The organism is Phycicoccus sp. DTK01 (assembly GCF_017312765.1).
GTDB classification, from domain to species: domain Bacteria; phylum Actinomycetota; class Actinomycetes; order Actinomycetales; family Dermatophilaceae; genus Phycicoccus; species Phycicoccus jejuensis.
Map to the genome: position 1 here is coordinate 384,539 of NZ_BOPU01000002.1, position 20,076 is coordinate 404,614.

General features: G+C 73.5%; 19 protein-coding genes. 9 read left to right on the forward strand and 10 right to left on the reverse strand.

The window, feature by feature from the left end; all coding sequences use genetic code 11:
- Positions 1 to 44 precede the first annotated feature (44 nt).
- Complete coding sequence (locus J3473_RS05575) at positions 45 to 1,316, forward strand: ArgE/DapE family deacylase (RefSeq protein ID WP_207022264.1); 1,272 nt, start codon at positions 45 to 47, stop codon at positions 1,314 to 1,316.
- Positions 1,317 to 1,496: 180 nt separating this feature from the next.
- Positions 1,497 to 2,576 (forward strand): alpha/beta fold hydrolase, encoded by a 1,080-nt coding sequence (locus J3473_RS05580; protein WP_207022265.1) that lies wholly within the window; start codon positions 1,497 to 1,499, stop codon positions 2,574 to 2,576.
- Positions 2,577 to 2,654: 78 nt separating this feature from the next.
- Here the strand turns inward: J3473_RS05580 and J3473_RS05585 are convergent, their stop codons facing one another.
- On the reverse strand, positions 2,655 to 3,203 hold the full coding sequence (locus J3473_RS05585; RefSeq protein ID WP_207022266.1) for a DUF6328 family protein: 549 nt from the start codon (positions 3,201 to 3,203) through the stop codon (positions 2,655 to 2,657).
- Positions 3,204 to 3,264: 61 nt separating this feature from the next.
- On the opposite strand from J3473_RS05585, the gene J3473_RS05590 reads away from it, so the two are divergent.
- Complete coding sequence (locus J3473_RS05590; protein WP_030526373.1) at positions 3,265 to 4,287, forward strand: GNAT family N-acetyltransferase; 1,023 nt, start codon at positions 3,265 to 3,267, stop codon at positions 4,285 to 4,287.
- A gap of 45 nt (positions 4,288 to 4,332) precedes the next feature.
- On the opposite strand, the gene J3473_RS05595 is transcribed toward J3473_RS05590, so the two are convergent.
- From J3473_RS05595 to J3473_RS05630, 8 genes are all read right to left on the reverse strand, one after another.
- Positions 4,333 to 5,004 (reverse strand): hypothetical protein, encoded by a 672-nt coding sequence (locus J3473_RS05595; RefSeq protein WP_207022267.1) that lies wholly within the window; start codon positions 5,002 to 5,004, stop codon positions 4,333 to 4,335.
- Positions 5,005 to 5,085: 81 nt separating this feature from the next.
- The gene (locus J3473_RS05600) at positions 5,086 to 6,408 is read right to left on the reverse strand and encodes a cytochrome P450 (RefSeq protein ID WP_207022268.1); all 1,323 of its coding nucleotides are present in this window, start codon (positions 6,406 to 6,408) and stop codon (positions 5,086 to 5,088) included.
- 26 nt (positions 6,409 to 6,434) lie between these two features.
- A complete protein-coding gene (locus J3473_RS05605) occupies positions 6,435 to 7,304 on the reverse strand; it encodes an inositol monophosphatase (protein ID WP_242525708.1) in 870 nt (289 codons plus the stop codon).
- Positions 7,301 to 8,470 carry an ABC transporter ATP-binding protein gene (locus J3473_RS05610; RefSeq protein ID WP_207022269.1) on the reverse strand — a complete coding sequence of 390 codons (1,170 nt, stop codon included), beginning with the start codon at positions 8,468 to 8,470 and terminating at the stop codon, positions 7,301 to 7,303. Before J3473_RS05610 ends, J3473_RS05605 begins: the two co-directional genes overlap by 4 nt.
- A gap of 17 nt (positions 8,471 to 8,487) precedes the next feature.
- Positions 8,488 to 10,236, reverse strand: coding sequence for an iron ABC transporter permease (locus J3473_RS05615; RefSeq protein ID WP_207022270.1), 1,749 nt, complete (start codon positions 10,234 to 10,236; stop codon positions 8,488 to 8,490).
- Between the two features lie 37 nt (positions 10,237 to 10,273).
- Positions 10,274 to 11,341 (reverse strand): ABC transporter substrate-binding protein, encoded by a 1,068-nt coding sequence (locus tag J3473_RS05620; RefSeq protein ID WP_207022271.1) that lies wholly within the window; start codon positions 11,339 to 11,341, stop codon positions 10,274 to 10,276.
- Positions 11,342 to 11,429: 88 nt separating this feature from the next.
- A complete protein-coding gene (locus J3473_RS05625) occupies positions 11,430 to 12,164 on the reverse strand; it encodes a response regulator transcription factor (protein WP_207022272.1) in 735 nt (244 codons plus the stop codon).
- The gene (locus J3473_RS05630) at positions 12,161 to 12,970 is read right to left on the reverse strand and encodes a sensor histidine kinase KdpD (protein WP_207022273.1); all 810 of its coding nucleotides are present in this window, start codon (positions 12,968 to 12,970) and stop codon (positions 12,161 to 12,163) included. The genes J3473_RS05625 and J3473_RS05630 overlap by 4 nt, the downstream gene beginning before the upstream one ends.
- Positions 12,971 to 13,053: 83 nt before the next feature.
- On the opposite strand from J3473_RS05630, the gene J3473_RS05635 reads away from it, so the two are divergent.
- On the forward strand, positions 13,054 to 14,049 hold the full coding sequence (locus J3473_RS05635; RefSeq protein ID WP_207022274.1) for a patatin-like phospholipase family protein: 996 nt from the start codon (positions 13,054 to 13,056) through the stop codon (positions 14,047 to 14,049).
- 25 nt (positions 14,050 to 14,074) lie between these two features.
- On the opposite strand, the gene J3473_RS05640 is transcribed toward J3473_RS05635, so the two are convergent.
- Positions 14,075 to 15,310 (reverse strand): ROK family transcriptional regulator, encoded by a 1,236-nt coding sequence (locus tag J3473_RS05640; protein WP_207022275.1) that lies wholly within the window; start codon positions 15,308 to 15,310, stop codon positions 14,075 to 14,077.
- A gap of 186 nt (positions 15,311 to 15,496) precedes the next feature.
- Here J3473_RS05640 and J3473_RS05645 point away from each other — a divergent pair, with 186 nt between their 5' ends.
- Genes J3473_RS05645 through J3473_RS05665 form a run of 5 tightly spaced genes read left to right on the forward strand, consistent with a single transcriptional unit; the run spans position 15,497 to position 19,985 of the window.
- Entirely contained in the window at positions 15,497 to 16,549 is a 1,053-nt protein-coding gene (locus J3473_RS05645; protein ID WP_207022276.1) for a substrate-binding domain-containing protein, read from the forward strand.
- Positions 16,550 to 16,560: 11 nt separating this feature from the next.
- Complete coding sequence (locus J3473_RS05650; RefSeq protein WP_207022277.1) at positions 16,561 to 17,562, forward strand: ABC transporter permease; 1,002 nt, start codon at positions 16,561 to 16,563, stop codon at positions 17,560 to 17,562.
- The gene (locus J3473_RS05655) at positions 17,559 to 18,404 is read left to right on the forward strand and encodes an ATP-binding cassette domain-containing protein (RefSeq protein WP_051749993.1); all 846 of its coding nucleotides are present in this window, start codon (positions 17,559 to 17,561) and stop codon (positions 18,402 to 18,404) included. Before J3473_RS05650 ends, J3473_RS05655 begins: the two co-directional genes overlap by 4 nt.
- A complete protein-coding gene (locus J3473_RS05660) occupies positions 18,401 to 19,279 on the forward strand; it encodes a sugar phosphate isomerase/epimerase (RefSeq protein ID WP_207022278.1) in 879 nt (292 codons plus the stop codon). Before J3473_RS05655 ends, J3473_RS05660 begins: the two co-directional genes overlap by 4 nt.
- A 7-nt stretch (positions 19,280 to 19,286) precedes the next feature.
- Positions 19,287 to 19,985: a nucleoside/nucleotide kinase family protein gene (locus J3473_RS05665; RefSeq protein WP_207022279.1), complete on the forward strand. Its 699-nt coding sequence runs from the start codon at positions 19,287 to 19,289 to the stop codon at positions 19,983 to 19,985.
- Positions 19,986 to 20,076: the final 91 nt, after the last annotated feature.

Sequence of the window (20,076 nt, forward strand, 5' to 3'; positions counted from 1 at the left end):
GGTCCCACCTGCGGAGACGGCGCGGGCGGGGCTAGCGTGCCGCCGTGAGCACCCCGACCGACGTCGAGCGCCGGGTCCTCGACGCCCTCGACGAGGACGCCCTCGTCACCTCGCTGGTCGACCTCGTGCGCGTCCCGAGCGTCACCGGGAGCGCGCCCGAGTCCGAGGCGCAGCACCTGCTCGCCGGATGGTTCGAGCGGGCCGGGCTCGAGGTCGACCTCTGGTCGGAGGACCTGCCCGCGCTGCTCGCCGCCCCCGGCTTCCCCGGCCTCGAGGCGCCGCGCTCGGAGGCCTGGGGCCTGGTCGGGACGACACCCGGGACCGGCGTGCCGGGGCTCGTGCTCAACGGGCACGTCGACGTCGTGCCGGTCGGCGACCCCGGCGCCTGGCGCGACGACCCGTTCGGGGCGGTCGTGCGCGACGGTCGGCTGCACGGGCGCGGCGCGTGCGACATGAAGGCCGGGCTCGTCGCGAACCTCGCGGTGGCGGCGGCGCTGCACCGCTCCGGGGTCCGCCTGGAGCGCCGGCTCGCGGTGCACTCGGTCGTCGGTGAGGAGGACGGCGGGCTCGGCGCCTTCGCGACGCTGCGGCGCGGGCACACGGGGGATGCGGTCGTCATCACCGAGCCGACCGGCGGCCGGTTGCTCACCGCGAACGCCGGCGCGCTGACCTTCCGGCTCGAGGTCGGCGGGCTCGCGGCCCACGGCAGCACGCGGCTCGAGGGGGTCTCGGCCCTCGACACCTTCGGGGTCGTCCACGACGCCCTGCGCCGCCTCGAGGCCGAGCGCAACCGCGACGCCGACGCGCTCTTCGCGGGGTCGCGCCTGCCGTACGCGTTGTCGGTCGGCACGGTGCGGGCGGGCGACTGGGCGAGCAGCGTGCCCGACCTGCTCGTCGCCGAGGGCCGCTACGGCGTGGCGCTCGGCGAGGACCCGCAGGCCGCCCGCGACGCCTTCGAGCGGTGCGTGGCCGAGGCGGCCGCCGGCGACCCGTGGCTGCGGGAGCATCCTCCCGTCGTCACCTGGCCCGGCGGGGCGTTCGCGTCCGGGCGTCTGCCGGCGGGCCATCCGCTGGCCGGCGAGGTGGCGGACGCCGCCGAGGCCGTCGGGGCGGTGCGACCCGTGGCCGGTGGTGCTCCCTACGGCTCGGACCTGCGCCTCTACGCCGCGGCCGGGGTGCCGACGCTCCAGTACGGCCCCGGCGACGTCCGGCTCGCGCACTCGCCGCGGGAGTCGGTCGACCTCGGCGAGCTCGTCGAGGTCACCCGCGCGCTCTGCGTCCTCGCCGTCCGCCGCCTCACCACCCCCGCCCCCTGACCCTTTGACCCCCTGCCCCCCGGACCCCCCACCTCCCCGCGAACGTGTGTGTCACCGCCGGGGACCCCCGGCGGTTGCACACACGTTCGCGACAGGACCGGCCGGGTCGGGGGGTTCCGCCGGGGGCGCGTGCCGCCTAGCGTCGGTCCGGTCAGCAGCGTCGCGACGAGAGGACCCGCCATGCCCCTGGAGAACCCGTTCTACACGCCCGAGATGCAGGGGCCGTACGAGCTGCGGTCGATCGGCCGCTTCGAGCTCGAGGAGGGCGGCGTCATCCCCGACCTCCAGCTGGCCGTCGCGACCTTCGGCGAGCTCAACGAGGCGAGGGACAACGCGATCCTCGTGCCGACGTGGTTCTCCGGGACGCACGCGACGTGGTGGCAGGTGTACATCGGCGAAGGCCGCGCCCTGGACCCGACGAAGTGGTTCATCGCCGTCGTCAACCAGATCGGCAACGGCCTCTCGACCTCGCCGCACACCACCGACGACCCGTCCATCGCGATGTCGCGCTTCCCGCAGGTGCGCATCGGCGACGACGTCCGTGCGCAGGAGCAGCTGATGCGCGAGCACTACGGCGTCGAGCGGTTCGCCCTCGTCGTCGGTGGCTCGATGGGCGCCCAGCAGACGTGGGAGTGGGCCGTCCGCTACCCCGACAAGGTGCTGCGGGCCGCGCCGATCGCCGGGACGGCGCAGAACACGCCGCACGACGCGCTCTTCACCCGGACGCTCATGGACGCCATCACCTCCGACCCCGGCTGGAACGGCGGCGAGTACGCCTCGCACGAGGAGGTGCGCGACGGCCTGACCCGGCACGCCGACATCTGGGCGACGATGGGGCTGACGACCGACTTCTGGAAGACGGAGTTCTGGAAGGGCATCCCGCCGATCGCCGAGGGACTGGAGTTCTCGACCTACGAGGAGTTCCAGCAGAACTTCACGCGCACCCTCTTCACGATGATGGACCCGAACGCGCTGCTGTCGATGGGCTGGAAGTGGCAGCGCGGCGACGTCGCCCGCAACGCCGACGGCGACCTCGCGGCGGCGCTCGCCCGCGTCACGGCCAAGGTCTTCGTCATGCCCATCGAGCAGGACATGTTCTTCCCGCCGCGCGACTGCGAGCCCGAGGCCGCGATGACGCCGGGCGCGGAGGTGCGGATGCTGCACAGCATCGCCGGCCACTTCGGGCTGTTCGGCTTCGAGCAGTCCTACCTCGACGAGGTCGACGCCCACCTGCGCGAGCTCCTCGACACCCCCGTCTGACCCGCCCTCTCTCGCGAACGTGTGTGAAACCGCCGGTGATCCCCGGCGGTTTCACACACGTTCGCGGTGAGGTGAGGGTCAGCGGTCGCCGGTGTCGTCGTCGTCGCCGGTGTCGTCGTCGCCGTCGGGTGGGGCGTTGCGCGGGGTGTCGCCGAGCCGGGCCGCGAGGAACGGCAGGGTGAACCAGAGGACGACGAGGACGGCCAGCACCGACCCGCCGCCGACCAGGGCCGGCCGGGTGCCGAGCGTGATGTCGACGACGAGCAGCACGACCCCGCTCACCGTGAGCCCGAGCATCGCGAGCCCGGCGATGGCGAACTGGTTGGCCGACTCGACGAGGAGCTCGCGCCGCCGCTGCCGGAAGAGCATCCGGTGGAAGGCGACCGGGGCGACGACCAGCCCGGTCGTCAGCACCGACCCCGCGAGGACGGCGAGGTACGTCGTGCGCTGGAAACCCGTCAGCTGGTCGAAGCGCGCCGAGAACGGGACGGTGAGCAGGAACCCGGTGAGGATCTGGACGCCGGTCTGCGTGACCCGGATCTCCTGGAGCAGCTCGTCCCAGTTGCGCGCCAGGGTGCGCCGCGACGGCGTCGCGTCGCGTCCGCCACGACCGTGTCCGCTCCCCATCGACCACTCCCTCGCTCGGCGGCCCCTCAGCCTAGGACCGGGGGGATGGGAGAGTGGGGGGATGAGCCACGCCGAGGTGACGATCGACGGACTGCCCGAGCACTACCTCACCCGACGGCCGGAGGCGGACGACGCGCCCGCCGTCACCGCCCTCCTCGCCGCGCACCAGCAGGCGGCCAAGGGCTCCGCCGGCGCCGACCCGGAGGCGGTCGTCGTCCAGCTGGCCGGCACCGGCTCGTGGACACGTCGCCAGGTGCTCGTCGAGGACGGCGACGGCCGGCTGCTCGCCTGGCTGTCGGTGCACGACCGGGCCGCGGGTCGCACGCTCGTCGAGGTCACCGTCGCGCCCGACCACGACGCGGCCGACGAGCTGGCCGGCCACCTGTTCGCCGCCGGCGAGCGCTACGCCCGCGACATCGGCCGGATGCGCGGGCTGCGCACGACGCTGCTCGACTCCGGCGCCTACGCCGACGACCCCCGCCAGCAGCGCTGGCTCGCCGCGGCCGGCTACCGGCACACGCGGACCTGGCTGCAGATGACCCGCCCCGTGTCCTCCGAGGAGGCGAGCAGCCTGCCCGGGCCGCGCGAGGGCGTCACCGTGCGTCCGGTCGACCGCCACGACGACGGCCTGCCGCTCGCCCAGGACCTGCAGGCCGTGCACCGGGTGCTCGAGGAGTCCTTCCAGGACCACTTCAGCTCCTACCGCGAGAGCTTCCCCGAGTTCGTCATGCGGCTGCGCGAGGACCCGGGGCACCGCTGGGACCACTGGTGGCTCGCCACGGTCGAGGGTCCGGACGGGCCGGTGCCGGCCGGTGCCGTCGTCTCGTCGGTGCTGCGCCCGGACGCCGACGGCATCCCCGGCAGCTACGTCGACTACATCGGGGTGCACCGCGACGCGCGCGGCCGCGGCGTGGCCAAGGCGCTCCTGCACCAGGTCATCGGCGACGCGGCGCGCCGGGGCCGCAACCGGGTCGGGCTCGAGGTCGACGCCGACAGCCCGACGGGGGCGGACGGCCTCTACTCCTCGATGGGCTGGGTCACCGACTACCGGACGCAGTCCTGGCACCAGGACCTCGACCTCTGACGCATCGGGGTGGCGCGCCGCGGCGCGCCACCGTGACCCGCCCCCTCAGCGGGCGACGTCGACGACGAGCCGCGTCGGGTTCGACAGCACCGAGACCTTGAACGGCCGCTGGCCGCCGGTCAGGCCGATGAACGACTGCCCGACACCCTCGAAGCCGCCCCAGATGGCCGGCGCGGCCGCGATCCCGGTGCCCTCCAACGTCTCCGGCAGGGGGTCGTCGGCGGTCGGGGCCGACTCGCCGGGCATGTCGACGGTCGAGACGAGCACCTCGAGCCAGACGTCCCCGGCCACGTCCTTGCGCTCGCCGCTGCCGTCCTGGATCGGCTCGTCGACGTAGTGGACGCGGTAGCTCGGCGCCCCGTCGCGGGCGAACTGGTAGACGACGCGGTCGTAGGAGCCGTGGCCGCCGACGCGCGACTCGATGCCGATGCCGACCCGTCCGCCGAGGGCGGGCCAGTCGGCGGTCGACTGCTCGTCGAGCGAGAACCCGGCGGGAAGCGAGGCGGATGCGCTCGGCGAGGAGCTCTCGGACGGCGAGCTGCTCGCCGAGGCGGAGTCCGTGGGGGAGGACGAGGTGCTCGCCGGCGGGGCGGCCGAGGACGACGTGGGAGACGGGTCGTCCGGGCCGGAGGAGCAGCCCGCGACGGCGGCCAGCGCGAGCACGCTCACCCCCACGCCGAGGGTGCGGACGGTCGGTGTGCGGCGTCGTGTCGTCATGGCGCCTCCCTTCACGCTCCCATCGTCCTCGACGGCAGGGTCCCCGCGTGGGACCTTCGCACCTTTGGCCCGGGGCGGGGCTCAGCGCACCGTGATCCGTGCGCCGTGTCGCGGGACGCTCGTGATGTTCCGCACCCGCGGACCCTCCGGGGCCACCGACTCGACGTCGTACGCGACGAGCACCTCGCGCAGCACCGCGACGGCCTCCATCAGCGAGAACGACGCCCCGATGCACCGGCGGGCGCCGCCGCCGAAGGGGATCCACGTGTGCGGCGCGGGCTGGCCGCCGACGAACCGGTCGGGACGGAACGCCGCCGGGTCGGGATGGCTCGCCGTGCGCCGGTGCGCGAGGATCACCGACGCGCCGACGGTCGCGCCGGCCGGCAGGTCGACGCCCCCGATGCGCGCCGGCTCGCGCAGCACACGGACGACCATCGGGATGACCGGATGCAGCCGCATCGCCTCCTTGACGAAGGCCTCGAGCAGGTCGTCGTCCCCGGTGCGGGCCGCCTCGCGGGCGCGCGCCCGCAGCCCCGGGTGCACGCCGATCTCGTGGAGGGTCCAGGCCAGCGCGGTGGCCGTCGTCTCGTGGCCGGCGAGGAGCAGGGTGACGAGCTGGTCGCGCAGCTCGGCGTCGGTCAGGCGCTCGCCGTCGACCTCGACGCGCAGCAGCGTCGAGAGCACGTCGGTGCGCAGGGCGAGGTCGGGGCTCGTGCGCCGCTCGGCGATCTCCTCGTGGAGCAGGGCGTCGAGGGCGCGGGTGCGCTCGACCGCCCTCCGCCACATCCCGACCCGGCGCAGCCGGGGGATCGCCCAGCCGAGGAACACGAGCGGGCTGACGTCGACGAGCTCGCGGACCAGCGGCCGCAGCCGCGCGAGCCGGCTCTCGTCGGTGACCCCGAAGACCACCCGGAGGATGGCCTCGAGCGTCAGGGCGTTCATCCGGTCGAGAACGGCGAACGGGACGCCGGGGGCCCACGCGCCGACCTCGGTCTTGGCCAGGCCCGTCACGAGGTCGGCGTACCCGCGCAGCGCCCGCCCGGAGAAGGCCGGCGTGAGGAGGCGGCGGACGCGCCGGTGCTCCTCGCCGTCGACGAGCAGGACCGAGTGCTCGCCCATGACCGGCCCGAGGATGGCGTTGGCCTCGCCGGCCCGGAAGGTGGCGGGGTCGCCGGCGAAGACGTCGCGGACGGCGTCGGGCTCGCTGACGAGGACGATGTTCCGGCCACGCGGGAAGAGCCGGACGGTCACGACCTCCCCGTACCGGCGGTGCAGCCAGGGCACCCAGCGGTGGCGGAAGCGCATCATCCCGACGCTCTGGACCAGCCGGGGCAGCCGCGGGCCGGGGGGCAGGAGGGCGGGGTCGGCCGGTGGGGTGCGTCGGGCCGCGCGGGCGTCGTCCATGGGGGTTCCTCCTCCCACGTGCGAGCCTAGCCGCCTGCCGCTGCCCCGATCGCGGAAAGCCGCCGGACGACGGCGTCGAGCGTCGGGTAGTCCGCACCCGGCCCGGTGGCGTAGTAGGCCGGCGCCAGGTGCAGGGAGCAAGGATCCTCGTCCGGCCGGCCGTCGACGAACCCGACGTACCGCCCGCCGGAGCGTCGCACGAGGAGGCTTCCCGCCGCGACGTCCCAGGGGTGGGTGTGCAGGTCGAAGGTGGCGTCGGCCCAGCCCGCGGCGACGTGCGCGAGGCCGAGTGCCCCGCTCCCCATCGCCCGGGTCGTGGCGAAGCCGTGCACCAGGGCCTCGGTGGCCTCGAGGGCGGCCTCGCCGTGGGAGGCGAGGTCCACCGCGCCGGGGAAGCTGCTGACGACGGCGGCCGCCGTCTCGGTGCGCGAGGCCCGGGGGGTGAGCGCGGCCCCGTCGAGCCACGCCCCGCCGAGGTCCGCGGCGAACTCGTGCCCACCGACGGGGTCGAGGACCACCCCGGCCACGACCTCGCCGTCGACGGCGGCTGCGACCGACACGCACCAGAAGGCGATGCCGTGCGCGAAGTTGACGGTGCCGTCGATCGGGTCGACGTGCCACACCACCCGGCCGTCCCCGACCGCGCCGCCCTCCTCGCCCAGCACCGTGCTGTCGGGTTCCTCCCGGAGGATGGCGTCGCGGATGATCGCCTCGGACGCGACGTCGTGCTCGGTGACCAGGTCGTGGGCGCTGCCCTTGCGCTGCACCAGCATCGGTGACCGGAAGGCCGCCGTGAGGTGGTGCGCGCTGGCCGTCGCGGCCCGAGTGGCGATGCCACGCAGGCGCTGGGAGGCGGACAGCGCCTCTGCGCTCGGCTCGACGGTGCGGGCGCTCACGGGGCGTCGGTGCCGGGCACGGGGAGCAGCCACGTCCGGGCCGCCTCGAACGACACGTCGACGAGCTCGCCCGGCTCGAAGGTCTGGTCCTCGTGGGGGTCGGCCACCGAGGCGACGATGTTGCCCGCCTCGGTCTCGATCTCGTACTCGACGGACTGGCCGTAGAACATCGAGGAGAGCATCCGACCGGCCGCGCCGCCGATGGTCGTGGCGTCGGTCGGTCGCAACCGCACCGACTCGGGCCGCACGAGGAGGGTCGGCACGGTCTCCCCGGTGGCACCGGGGTGACGGGGCACGGTCCAGTCCCGGCCGAGGACGGTGATGTGGGCGACGTCGGGTCCGACCTCGCGCACGGCGGCGTCGAGGAAGTTGGCGCGGCCGATGAAGTCAGCCACGAAGACGGAGGCGGGGTGACGATAGATCTCCCCGGGGGTGTCGACCTGCTCGATGACCCCGACGTTCATCACGACGATGCGGTCCGACATCGTCATCGCCTCGTCCTGGTCGTGGGTCACGAAGATCGTCGTGATCCCGAGCCGACGCTGCAGGCGCCGGATCTCGCCGCGCATCTGGACCCGGAGCTTGGCGTCGAGGTTGGACAACGGCTCGTCGAAGAGCAGGACCTTGGGCCGCATCACGAGGGCCCGGGCGAGGGCCACCCGCTGCTGCTGGCCGCCGGAGAGCTGGTGGGGCGCCCGGTCGGCGTACGGCGCGAGGTTCATCGAGGTCAGCACCGTCTCGACCTCTTCCCGTACCCGCGCCGACGGCAGCTTCTTCAGCCGCAGCCCGTACGCGACGTTGTCGAAGACCGACAGGTGCGGGAAGAGGGCGTAGGACTGGAAGACCATGGCCATCGGACGGTGGTTCGGGGCCACGCCGGTGATGGCGTCGCCGTCCAGGAGCAGGTCGCCGGCCGTCGGCGTCTCGAAACCGGCGATCATCCGCAGGGTCGTCGTCTTCCCGCAGCCGGAGGGGCCGAGCAGCGTGAGGAACTCGCCGGGATGGATCTCGAGGTCGATGTCGCGGACCGCCGGGACGGCGCTCCGGTCGGTCCCGTAGACCTTGCGCAGGCGGCGCAGGTCCAGGCGCCCGGGGGTGGCGGCGGGAAGGGCGTCCGCGGCGCGCTCGTCGGTGACGAGGGCGACGGACTCGGTGTGCTGGGACATGGGGCTCCTGGTGCTGCTCACCGGCGGTCGACGCCGCGCAGGGACGGATGGAGGAGGGCGAGGTTGAGCAGGCCGATGACCGACAGCACGATGACGATGAGGATCGCGCAGTAGGCGAAGGCGTTGCCGAACCGGCCCGCGTCGACCTCGGCGAGGATCTGCGAGGTCATGATCTTGGTCTGCGGGGTGGTGATGAAGACGATCGGCGACAGGGTGGTCATCGACCGGGCGAACGCGTACGTCAGGCCGGAGAGCAGCGCTGGTCGGATGAGCGGCAGCGTGACCTTGCGGAAGGTCGTCAGGCTGTCCGCCCCGAGGCTCGTGGAGGCCTCGTCGATGGCCGGGTTGATCTGCTGGAGGGCCGAGATCCCCGAACGTTGGCCGGAGGGCAGCGAGCGGGCGACGAAGACCATGACGATGGCCATCGCCCCGCCGAAGATCGCCGACCCGCCGGCGACGGCCGGGAACCACTGCCGGTTCGCGAAGACGGTCGGCGTGTTGAAGGCGATGGCGTACCCGATGCCCAGCACGGTGCCCGGGACCGACAGCCCGAGCATGCCGACGAAGTCCATGAGCCCGGAGGTCCGCCGCAGCTTGCGCACGACGAGCCAGGCGATGAGCATCCCGAGGATGCCCGCCAGCGGGGTGGCCACGAGGGCGAGCAGGGTCGTCGTGAACATCGCGTCCGACCCGATGCCCGCGAGGACGAAGCGGTAGTGCGACAGCGTGGGCTCGTTGTTGACCCCGAAGATCTTGACGAAACCGCCGACCACGACCGTCGAGTACATCGTGACGATGAGCAGGCAGACGAGGACCGCGGCGGTGAGGATCGGCACCCGCAGCACCGGGGTGCGGACGAGCTCGGGGGTGCCGGTCGGCTTGCCGGTGACGCTCACGACGTTCTGTCGCCCGACCCAGTAGCGCTGCACGAGGAAGACGCTGAGGGCGGGGACGAGCAGGACGAGCGAGTACGCGGCCCCGCCGGCGACGTTGTACTCCCCGGTGACGGCGAGGTAGGCCCGCGAGGCGAGCACCGTGTAGTCGCCGCCGAGGACGAGCGGGTTGGCCAGGTCGGCGATCGACTCGACGAAGAGCAGCAGCACCGAGCCGGCGATGCCGGGGACGAGCATCGGCAGGGTCACCGTGCGGAAGACCTTGGCCTTGCTCGCGCCGAGGAGCGCGGCCGCCTCGTCGAGCGAGGGGTCGAGGCTCTCGAGCATCCCCTTGAGGTTCATGTACGCGACGGGGAAGAACGACATGGACAGGACCAGCACGAGCCCGCCGAGGCCGTAGATGTCGACGTCGAGGCCGAGGAGGTCGCTGCTGATGATCCCGTTGCGCCCGAAGAGGGTGATGGCCGCGGTGGCGACCGCGAACGGCGGCGAGACGATCGGCATGAGCGCGATCAGGTGCATCAGCCGTTTCCCACGGAAGTCCAGGCGCACCTGGGCGTAGGCCATGACGAAGCCGACGAGCGTGCCGACGACCGACACGATGACGCCGAGCTGCACCGTGTTCCACAGGATCCGGCGGTTCACCGGGTCGGTGAGCATCGAGCTGACGATGCCCCAGCCCTCCTCGGAGAACGCGGCGAGGAGGATGCGCAGCAGCGGCAGCCCGACGATGGCCACGAGGACGACGGCCACGACGGTGACCGTCGCGACGAGGGTGAGGTCGCGCCCGGAGCGGGGCCGCGGCCGGCGGCGGCCGGAGGGCGCCGGGGCGTCGGCAGGTGTGGCGGCCCCGGGGAGGAGGGTGGTCGTCATGGCCGGCCACCCGCGGGCTGGGGGAGGAGCACGGGCGTCACTCCTTCGGCTGCGGGGCGACCTCGGCGTCGAACTTCGCCGTGATCTCCTTCTTGCGCTCGCCGGCCGCCTCGGCGTCGTACTCGACCAGGGTCACCTCGTCGAGCTTGACCATCTCGTCGGTGACCTTGGCGTCGGGGTTGGTCGGGATCTGGAAGCTGCCCACCGTCGGACCGATGTCCTGGTGCTCCGGGGTGAGGGTCCAGTCGATGAACTTCTTGCCGTTCTCGGCGTTCGGTCCGTTCTTGACGAGGGAGACCGCGCCGACCTCGTAGCCGGTGCCCTCGGAGGGGAAGGTGTTCTCGAGCATGTCGAAACCCTCCTTCTGGTACTTCACGCAGTCGTGGCTGAAGACCACACCGACGGCGACCTCACCGCGTCCGGCCATCTGCCCGGGGGCCGAGCCGCTCTTGGAGTACTGCAGGACGTTCTGGTGCAGCTTGGTGAGGTAGTCGAAGGTCTTGGCCTCGTCCATCCCGTTGAGGACCATCTGGGTCCAGACGGCGGTGTACGACGTGCCGGAGGTCGACGGGTGGGCGATCGCCACGTTCTTCTTCAGCCGGGGGTCGAGCAGGTCCTCCCATGAGGTGGGCGCCGCCACGCCGAGCTCGGCGAGGACGTCCTTGTTCGAGCAGAACCCGAGCGCACCCACGTAGGTACCGGTCCAGGTGCCGTCGGCGGCCTTGTACTGGTCGGGGATGGCTGCGGCCTCCGGGGAGACGTACTTCTCCGTGAGACCGGCCTTGGACGCCGCGACGTGCCCGTCGGAGGGCCCGCCGTACAGGACGTCGAACTCCGGCTTGCTCTTCGCCGAGTCCAGCCGCGCCACGCCCTCACCGGAGCTCATCCGCACGTAGGTCGCCTTGATGCCGCTGCTCTTCGTGAAGGCCGCGGCCATCGCCTGGCACTGCTCCTCCTGCGGGGTGCAGGCGATGACGACGGTCCCGCTGCCCCCACCCGAACCTCCGGACCCGGACGCGGTGTCGTCGACGGCGCACCCGGAGAGGACGGCCGCCAGACCGAGGGGGACGGCGAGCAGGCTGGGGGCGAGGCGTTGGCGGGACATGTGCGGCTCCTTTGTCGTGTTCCCGGACGTTCGCTGCGACGCTAGGCGTCGCGGCACCGCCGATCGGTCACCGACCGCCCCGGCTCGGTCACGGTTCTGTGACCGTGGCCTCCTCGCCCTCGGCTGCGTCCGGGTCGAACGCGTAGCCCACCCCGCGCACGCTGCGGATCATCGCGTCGGCCCCCCGGGAGGCCGTGCCGAGCTTCATCCGCAGCCGGTACACGGCGGTCTTGAGCAGCTCGCGGCCTCCCGGCAGGTCGGGGTCGCCCCATCCGGTGAGGAGCAGCCGGCGGAACGGCAGGGTCTCACCGGGACTGCCCGCGAAGGCGGCGACGAGGCGGAACTCGTGGTTGGTCAGGTCGACGCGGCGGCCGGCGACCCAGGCCGTGGCGGAGCGGAGGTTGACCGTCAGCGGCCCGTGCGTCAGCTGCCCGTCACCGAGGGGGGAGCGTCGGACGAGACCGGCCGCGCGCAGGGCGAGCTCGCGAGGGTGGAACGGCTTGGCCACGTAGTCGGCGGCGCCGGCCTCGAGGCCGGCGATCCGCCGGGAGGTCTCGCCGAGGGCGGTGAGCAGGATGACCGGGATGCCGGTGGTCTGCGCGATCCGTCGGCAGAGCTCGACCCCGGACAGGCCCGGCAGCATGACGTCGAGCACGACGAGGTCGACCGATCGCCGCTGCAGCAGCGCCCACGCGGCCTCGGCGGAGCCGGCCGTGCAGGTCTCGAAGTCCTGGGTCTCGAGCGCGAAGGTGACGATGTCGCGCATCGACGGCTCGTCGTCGACGACGAGCGCCAGCGGCCGCTCGGTGGAGGCCGTGCTCATGCCGCACCGCCGGCAGGGAAGGTGACGAGCATCGTCGTGCCGTGCTGGGCGATGGTGTCGACGTGGATGGAGCCGCCGTGCAGCTCGACGATGTGGCGCGAGATGTAGAGGCCGATGCCCGTGCCCTCCCCGAGCGCGGCGCTGCTGCGGAAGCGCTCGAAGAGCACGGCGCGCTGCTCCTCGGTCATCCCACGGCCGCGGTCGCTGATGGCGATGACGACGTCGGGGTCCGCGACGTACCCCCGGACGGTGACGCGGTTGACCGGGTCGGGGTCGTGCCGGAGGCTGTTGGCCACGAGGTTGCTCAGGAGCTGGTGCACCAGCTGCGGGTCGAGGAGCACCCGCGCCGGTGGTCCGGGCGTGTCGAGGACGATGTCGCGGTCGTGGACCAGGCGCAGCTCGCGGACCACGGAGCGCAGGTAGGCGCGCAGCTCGACCGGGCGCAGGTGGACCTCGAAGAGCCCGGCCTCGATACGCGCCTGGGCGAGGAGGTCCTCGGCGAGGGCGATGACGTGCTCGGCGCTCGTCGAGATCGTCGTGGCGAACCGCCGCTGGACGTCGGTCAGGGGACCGGGTGTCTCTTCGACCAGGAGGTCCGCGGACCCCTTGATGAGGGCGAGCGGGGTGCGGATCTCGTGGCTGAGCACGGACACCTGGTCGGCCTTGCGGACGGCGAGCTCCTTGAGCCGGGCGATCTCGCGCTGCGCGGTGACGTACTCGCGGCGCAGCCGCACCAGCCACCACCCCAGTCCGGCGGAGACCACGAGGGCGGCGCCCACGACGAGCAGGTCGAGCACGAGGTTCACGTCGTCGACCCCCGCGGCTGCGCTGCGATGCGGAGCACCATGGCACGCCAGTGTGCCACCGGCCGCGGACGTACCCTGACGCCATGGGTCGACGGGTCGCCCTGGCGCTCGGCGCCGGCGGAGCACGCGGGTACGCGCACATCGGCGCGCTGCAGGTCATCGAGGAGCGCGGGTTCGAGGTGGTCGCCGTCGCGGGCACCTCGATGGGCGCGCTCGTCGGGGGCCTCGCCGCGGCCGGGCGCCTGGACGCCTACACGGAGTGGGTCACCGGCCTCACGCAGTACGACGTGTGGCGGCTGCTCGACATGAACCTCGGTGGGGGAGGGGCGATCCGGGCCGAGCGGATCTTCGCCAAGGTCGGCGAGATCCTCGACGGCACGCTCATCGAGGACTGCGCCATCCCCTTCACCGCCGTCGCGACCGACCTCAACCACCGCCGCGAGGTGTGGTTCCAGCGCGGGCCGATGGCCACGGCGATCCGCGCGTCGGTCGCCATCCCGAGCCTCGTGACGCCGATCGTCGTCGACGGCCGGCTGCTCGTCGACGGCGGCCTGATGAACCCGGTGCCCATCGAGCCGACCGCTGCCGTGATGTCCGACCTCACCGTCGCGGTCAGCCTCCAGGCTGGGCACAGCACCGGGATGCCGGTCGCGCCGGTGCGCTCGCCGGGCGTCACGAGCACGGTGGCCGGGTCGGTCCGGTCGCTGACCCACCGCGTGTCGGCGCTCATGGGGGGCGGGTCGCACGACACGACGACCGACGCCCCGGCCCGTGAGGACGTCGCCGAGGACGTCGCCGAGGACGTCGCGCCGGTCACCGAGGGCGGCTCCCCCGCGACGCCCTCGGCGCCCGGTTACACCTCGGCGCCCAAGGACCTCGCGTCGATGGAGATCTTCAACCGCTCGTTCGACACGATGGCGGCGCTCATCACCCGCTACCGGATGGCCAGCAACCCGCCGGACGTGCTCGTCTCGGTGCCCTCGGACGCCTGCCGGACGATGGACTTCCACCGGGCGTCCGAGATGATCGCGCTCGGCCGCGAGCTGACCGAGCGGGCCCTCGACGAGGCCGGGTACTGACGGACCCGGTGCGCGCCGCGCGGCGTCAGCCGGCGGCGACGATCGCGTCGACCCGCTCGGGGGCGTAGAGGCGGTCGGCCACGGCCGCGGCGAGCCCGTGCAGCCCGGCGAGGTCGCCCTGGGTCGAGGGCAGGATCGTCAGGCGGCGGGTGGCCAGCGGGAGGGAACGCGCGTAGACGGACTCGCGGATCCCGGCGAAGAGGTGGTCGGCGGCGGCCGCGAGGTCGCCCCCGATGACGACGACCTCGGGGTTGAGGAGGCTGACGGCGTCGGACAGGGCGATCCCGATGAAGCGGCCCGCCCGCCGCGACAGCGCGGTGGCGCTCGGGTCCCCGGCCTTGACGAGCGCGACGACCTCGGGCACGGACGAGACGTCGTGGCCGGCCGCGCGCAGGTCGCGGATGAGCGCCCAGCCGCCGGCGTAGGCCTCGATGCACCCGGTGTTGCCGCAGCGGCAGGCGGGCGCCGGACCCTCGTCCGGCGCGGTGACCTGGATGTGGCCGATGTCGCCCGCGGCGCCGTCGAAGCCGCGGTACACCGAACCGCCGATGACCAGGCCCGCGCCGACACCGGTCGCCAGCTTGAGCAGGAGCATCGACGAGCGGTCGGCGTGGGCGGAGCGGTGCTCGCCGACGGCCATCGCGTTGGCGTCGTTCTCGACCACGACCGGGCAGGGCAGGTGCTCGGCGAACCAGTCGCGGATGGGGAAGCGGTCCCAGCCGGTCATGATCGGCGGGCTGACGACCGTGCCCGCATCCCCGTCGACCGGCCCGGGCAGGGCCAGGCCCACGCCGTGCACCTCGGCCCGGGTGACGCCCACGCGGCGCAGGGCATCGTCGAGGTGTCCGAGGACCTCGGTGAGCCAGGGCTCGGGGCCGATCCCGACGGGGAGGTCGTGCCGCTGCTGGTCGAGGATGCGCCCGCCGAGGTCGGTGACGGCGACGCGGACCCCGGTGGCCCCCGCGTCGGCGAGCGCGAGGACGCCGCCCTCCTCGCGGAAGCGGAAGCGGGTCGGGGGGCGTCCCCTGGTCGTCGCGACGGGGGTCACCTCGGCGAGCAGGCCGGCGTCGACGAGGGCGTCGAGGCGCGCGGCGACGGTGGAGCGGGAGGTGCCGGTCAGCTCGACGAGCTCGGCCCGGGTCAGCTCGCCGTGCGCCCGGACGAGGGCGAGGACCTGGCCGGGGGAGCCGGGGGCGGCCGCGGGGCGCACCGGGCGACCGAGGAGGGCCACGGGGCCCGCGGGCTCGGTCGTCGTGGACATCGCTGCTCCTGCCGTCGCTCACGGGCCCGGTCCGGGGGACCGGCGACGAGGGGCCTCGTCGCGCCGTGGTCATTTCTACCAGAGTGCAGGATCTTTTTGCTTGACACAAGTCATAAATAGGTGATCAACTGTCAAAAGTCGCCGGACGCCCCCACGCCGGCCCGCTCAACGAAGAGAGGCTCCCCCATGGCCCGTGCACGCACCGCCGCCCGCCAGCTCGTCCTCGTCGCCACGGTCGGAGGCCTCGGTCTCGCGCTCACCGCGTGCGGCGGCTCCTCCACCGCCTCGGGCTCCGGCTCCGACGGCTCGTCCGCCGCCACCACCGGCAAGGTGGCCGCGGTCATCAAGGGCCTGGACAACCCGTTCTTCCAGACGATGGAGAAGGGCATCCGGGACCAGGCGAGCGCCGACGGCACCGACGTGACGATCCAGGCCGCCGCCGCCATCACCGACACCAGCGGCCAGGCCGACAAGCTGACCGGGCTCGCCGGCCAGGACTACAAGTGCTTCGTCGTCAACCCGATCTCCGGCACCAACCTCGTCCAGGGCATCGCGCAGATCGCGGCCAAGGACGTCCCGATCGTCAACATCGACAGCCCGGTCGAGGCGGACGCCGCCAAGGCCGCCGGCGCGAAGATCGCGACCTACATCGGCACCGACAACAACGCCGCCGGGCAGCTCGCCGGGAAGCAGATGGGCACCCTCCTGCCGGACGGCGGCGCGGTCGCCCTCGTCGGCGGGATCTCCGGTGACGTCACGAGCGGCGCGCGGCTCGACGGCTTCACCGCCGGCAAGCCGGCCAACGTCAGCATCGTCCAGACCGTCGCCGCCGACTGGGACCGCCAGACCGCGCTGACCAAGGCGACCGACATCATGCGCGCCAACCCCGACCTCAAGGGCTTCTTCGCCGCCAACGACGACATGGGCCTGGGCATCGCCCGCGCGATCGCCAACGCCGGCAAGACCGGGCAGATCAAGGTCATCAGCGTCGACGGCAACAAGGACGCGTTCGAGGCGATCAAGAGCGGCGGCATCGACGCCGTCGTCGCCCAGTTCCCCTACGTCGTCGGCAAGATGGGCCTCGAGGCCTGCGAGGCCGCGATGAAGGGCAAGACGCTGCCCGAGAAGGTCGACGCGCCGGTCCAGGTCGTCACCAAGGACACCGTCGACGCCGCGCTCTCGGCCGCCCCCAAGCCGGGCGAGGCGTACGACGACCCGTTCGCGGAGCTCCTCAAGTGACGGCCCCGACCGTGACCCCCGCCCCGTCGTCCACCGCCCCCTCGTCCGCCCCGCCGGCGGACGAGGCGGGCCCCCGCCCCCGCACCGGCTGGCGCGACGTCGCGAACTGGGCCGACTGGGCCGCGCTCGTCGGGCTCGTCGTGCTCGTCGTCGTCTTCCAGGCGCTCAACCCGACCTTCCTCAGCGCGGGCAACATCCAGTCGATGCTCGTCGCGGCCGCGATCCTCGTCGTCCTCGCCGTGGGCCAGACCTTCGTCGTCGCGACGAGCGGCATCGACCTCTCGATCGCGTCCACGATGACCCTCGCGGCCGTCGTCCTCGGGATCGTCTTCACCTCCGGCGCCGGCCTGCTGCCCGCGGTCGTCGCGGCCGTCGTCGCCGGCGGCCTCGTCGGGCTCGCGAACGGTCTGCTCGTCGCCCGCGGAAAGATCACCGACTTCATCGTCACCCTCGGGTCGCTCTCTGCGGCCTCCGGGCTGGCCCTGGTCCTCTCCGACGGCAAGCCGGCGACGATCATCAGCGCGCCGCTGCTGCGCCTGTCGACCGGGTCGGTCGGGATCATCGGCTACTCGGTGGTCGTCGCGGCGGCGATCGCCGTCGTCGCGCACGTGGTCCTCTTCCACACGCGGTTCGGCACCCACGTGCTCGCGACCGGGGGCAACGCCGAGGCGGCCAACGCCACCGGCGTGCGCACCGCCCGGGTCAAGACGGCGGTCTACGTCATCGCCGGCCTGCTCGCCGGGGTCGGGGCCGTGCTCCTCGTGGCCCGCGTCGGCGCCGCCGAGCCCGCGGCCAACACCGCCTTCCTGCTCAACAGCGTCGCGGCGGTCGTCCTCGGCGGGGTCAGCCTCTTCGGCGGACGGGCCACGGTGCTCGGGCCGGTCATCGGCGCGCTCCTGCTCACGGCGCTCGTCAACGGCCTGACCCTGCTCGGGGTCTCGCAGTTCTACCAGCCCCTGTCCGTCGGCGTCGTCGTCGTCGCGGCGGCCTTCCTCACGAGGTTCCAGAAGTGACCAGCACCCAGACCGCGGGGACGCCCCTCGCCCACGACGTCCCCGCCGACGCGCTCCTCGACGTCCGCGACGTCAGCCTCTCGTTCGGGCAGGTCCGCGCGCTGCGCGACGTGACGATGCACGCCCGCCGCGGCGAGGTCACCGCGATCGTCGGCGACAACGGCGCCGGCAAGAGCACGCTCATCCGCTGCATCAGCGGGATCCACCGGCCCGACGCCGGCACCATCCGGTTCGACGGCGCGGACACCGGCTTCCGCTCGCCCGAGGACGCCCGCGAGGCGGGCATCGAGACCGTCCACCAGAACCTCGCGCTCGTCGAGGACCTCACGGTGTGGCAGAACCTCTACCTCAACCGCGAGCTGACCCGCGGCGTCGGGCCGTTCCGCGTCCTCGACCGGAAGGCGATGCGCGCCGGCGCGGCCGAGAAGGTCTCGGGTCTCGCGGTCAACGTCCCCGCGGTCGGCTCGCGGGTGCGGCGCCTCAGCGGTGGGCAGCGGCAGGCGGTGGCCATCTGCCGGGCCGCCGGGTTCGCCTCGAAGCTCATCATCATGGACGAGCCGACGGCCGCCCTCGGCGTCCAGGAGACCGCCAAGGTCGAGCGGCTCGTCGAGGACCTGCGCGGGCAGGGCCACGCGATCGTCCTCATCAGCCACAACTTCGCCCAGGTGCTGCGGCTCAGCGACGCCGTCTGGGTCATGCGGGCCGGGCGCTGCGTCGCCGGCCGCCGCACCGCGCAGACCGACGGCGACGAGATCGTCGGCCTCATCACCGGCGCCCGCCCGGGCGACCACGAGGCCGTGCCCGCCGGCGCGGCCTCCCCGACGGAAGGACCCACCCCGTGACCGCGAACCCCCTCGGCATCCACGCCCTCGTCTGGGTCGGTGACACCTCCCCGGAGTCCGTCGCCGCCGCCGTCGAGCGCACCGCCGCGACCGGCTTCGACCTCCTCGAGTTCTCGCTGCACGACTCGGTCAACCTCGACCGCGCCGCCACCCGGGCGGCCCTCGAGGCCCACGGGCTGCAGGCCGCCTGCTCGCGGGGGCTCGCGCCGGATGCCGACGTCTCGAGCGAGGACCCGGCCGTCGTCTCCCGCGGCGCCGAGCTGCTCCAGGAGTCGCTCGCGGTGACGGCCGACATCGGCGGCACCGTCCTGACCGGTGCGCTGTACAGCGCCTTCGGCAAGGCGGCCGCGCCGCTCACCGCGAAGGGCCGGGCCAACGTCGTCGCCGTCCTCAAGGACCTCGCCGTCGACGCGGCCGCCCGGGGCGTCACGCTCGGGCTCGAGGTGTGCAACCGCTACGAGACCAACGTCGTCAACACCGCACGCGACGCGGTACGCCTCGCCGACGACATCGGCGCGGACAACGTCGTGGTGCACCTGGACACGTACCACATGAACATCGAGGAGGACTCGATGAGCGACCCCGTGCGCGAGGTCGGCGACCGCCTCGGCTACGTCCACGTCGGCGAGAACCACCGCGGCTACCTCGGCTCCGGCCACCTCGACTTCGAGGGCTTCTTCGGGGCCCTCGCCGACATCGGGTACCGCGGCCCGGTGACCTTCGAGTCGTTCTCGTCGGCCGTGCTCGCCCCGGGGCTGAGCAACGACCTGGCCATCTGGCGCAACCTCTGGTCCGACGGCAGCGACCTCGCGCGGGAGGCGCACGGCTTCCTCTCGGCGGGCCTGGACCGGGCCCACGCCGCCGTCGCGCGATGATGGGCCGATGAGCGCCGGCCCCCGACCGTCCGACACCGCCCCCGAGGGTCTCGGCGAGCTCGCCGACCTCGCCGAGACCCTGGTCGGGTCGGCCGGTGACGGACGCGCGCTGCTCGGCGTCGCCGGCGTGCCGGGGGCGGGCAAGTCGACGCTCGCGGAGGCGCTCGTCGCCGAGCTCGCCCGACGGCACGGGGACGGCTGGGTGGCCCAGGTGCCGATGGACGGCTACCACCTCGCGGACGTGCAGCTCGAGCGGCTCGGCCTGCGCGACCGCAAGGGCGCCCCGGCCACGTTCGACGCGCTCGGGTACGCGGCGCTGCTGCGCCGCCTGCGGGAGGACCCCGAGCGCGACGTCTACGCGCCGGGGTTCGAGCGGGTGCTGGAGCAGCCGATCGCCGGCGCGGTCGTCGTGCGCGGCGGGACGCGGCTCGTCGTCACCGAGGGCAACTACCTGCTGCTGGAGGGGGACTGGCGCGAGGCGCGCGAGGCCCTCGACGCCGTCTGGTTCGTCGACGGGGACGACGCCGTCCGGCGCCGCCGGCTGCTGGCCCGGCACGTCGAGTTCGGCAAGACGCCGGAGGAGGCCGCGGCCTGGGTGGCGGCGGTGGACGACCGCAACGCCGAGCTCGTGCGCGAGCGGGCCGGGGCGGCCGACCGTGTCGTGCGCGTCACCGACGGCGGCTGGGAGCTCGCGGCGGGGGCATGAGGCGTCCCCATCGTCGCCTTCTCGCCAGCAAAAACTCTGACCGACAGGCGAATTCGCTGTCTCGAACCCTTGTTCGAACGGCCCCGCGGCG

Bases quoted from the DNA above. Each gene is read 5' to 3' on its own strand.
- J3473_RS05635 (WP_207022274.1), top strand. From the start codon at position 13,054: ATGGGTCGACGGGTCGCCCTGGCGCTCGGCGCCGGCGGAGCACGCGGG.
- J3473_RS05620 (WP_207022271.1), bottom strand. From the start codon at position 11,341: ATGTCCCGCCAACGCCTCGCCCCCAGCCTGCTCGCCGTCCCCCTCGGT.
- J3473_RS05625 (WP_207022272.1), bottom strand. From the start codon at position 12,164: ATGAGCACGGCCTCCACCGAGCGGCCGCTGGCGCTCGTCGTCGACGAC.
- J3473_RS05600 (WP_207022268.1), bottom strand. From the start codon at position 6,408: ATGGACGACGCCCGCGCGGCCCGACGCACCCCACCGGCCGACCCCGCC.
- J3473_RS05615 (WP_207022270.1), bottom strand. From the start codon at position 10,236: ATGACGACCACCCTCCTCCCCGGGGCCGCCACACCTGCCGACGCCCCG.
- J3473_RS05610 (WP_207022269.1), bottom strand. From the start codon at position 8,470: ATGTCCCAGCACACCGAGTCCGTCGCCCTCGTCACCGACGAGCGCGCC.
- J3473_RS05640 (WP_207022275.1), bottom strand. From the start codon at position 15,310: ATGTCCACGACGACCGAGCCCGCGGGCCCCGTGGCCCTCCTCGGTCGC.
- J3473_RS05645 (WP_207022276.1), top strand. From the start codon at position 15,497: ATGGCCCGTGCACGCACCGCCGCCCGCCAGCTCGTCCTCGTCGCCACG.
- J3473_RS05585 (WP_207022266.1), bottom strand. From the start codon at position 3,203: ATGGGGAGCGGACACGGTCGTGGCGGACGCGACGCGACGCCGTCGCGG.
- J3473_RS05590 (WP_030526373.1), top strand. From the start codon at position 3,265: ATGAGCCACGCCGAGGTGACGATCGACGGACTGCCCGAGCACTACCTC.
- J3473_RS05580 (WP_207022265.1), top strand. From the start codon at position 1,497: ATGCCCCTGGAGAACCCGTTCTACACGCCCGAGATGCAGGGGCCGTAC.
- J3473_RS05595 (WP_207022267.1), bottom strand. From the start codon at position 5,004: ATGACGACACGACGCCGCACACCGACCGTCCGCACCCTCGGCGTGGGG.
- J3473_RS05665 (WP_207022279.1), top strand. From the start codon at position 19,287: ATGAGCGCCGGCCCCCGACCGTCCGACACCGCCCCCGAGGGTCTCGGC.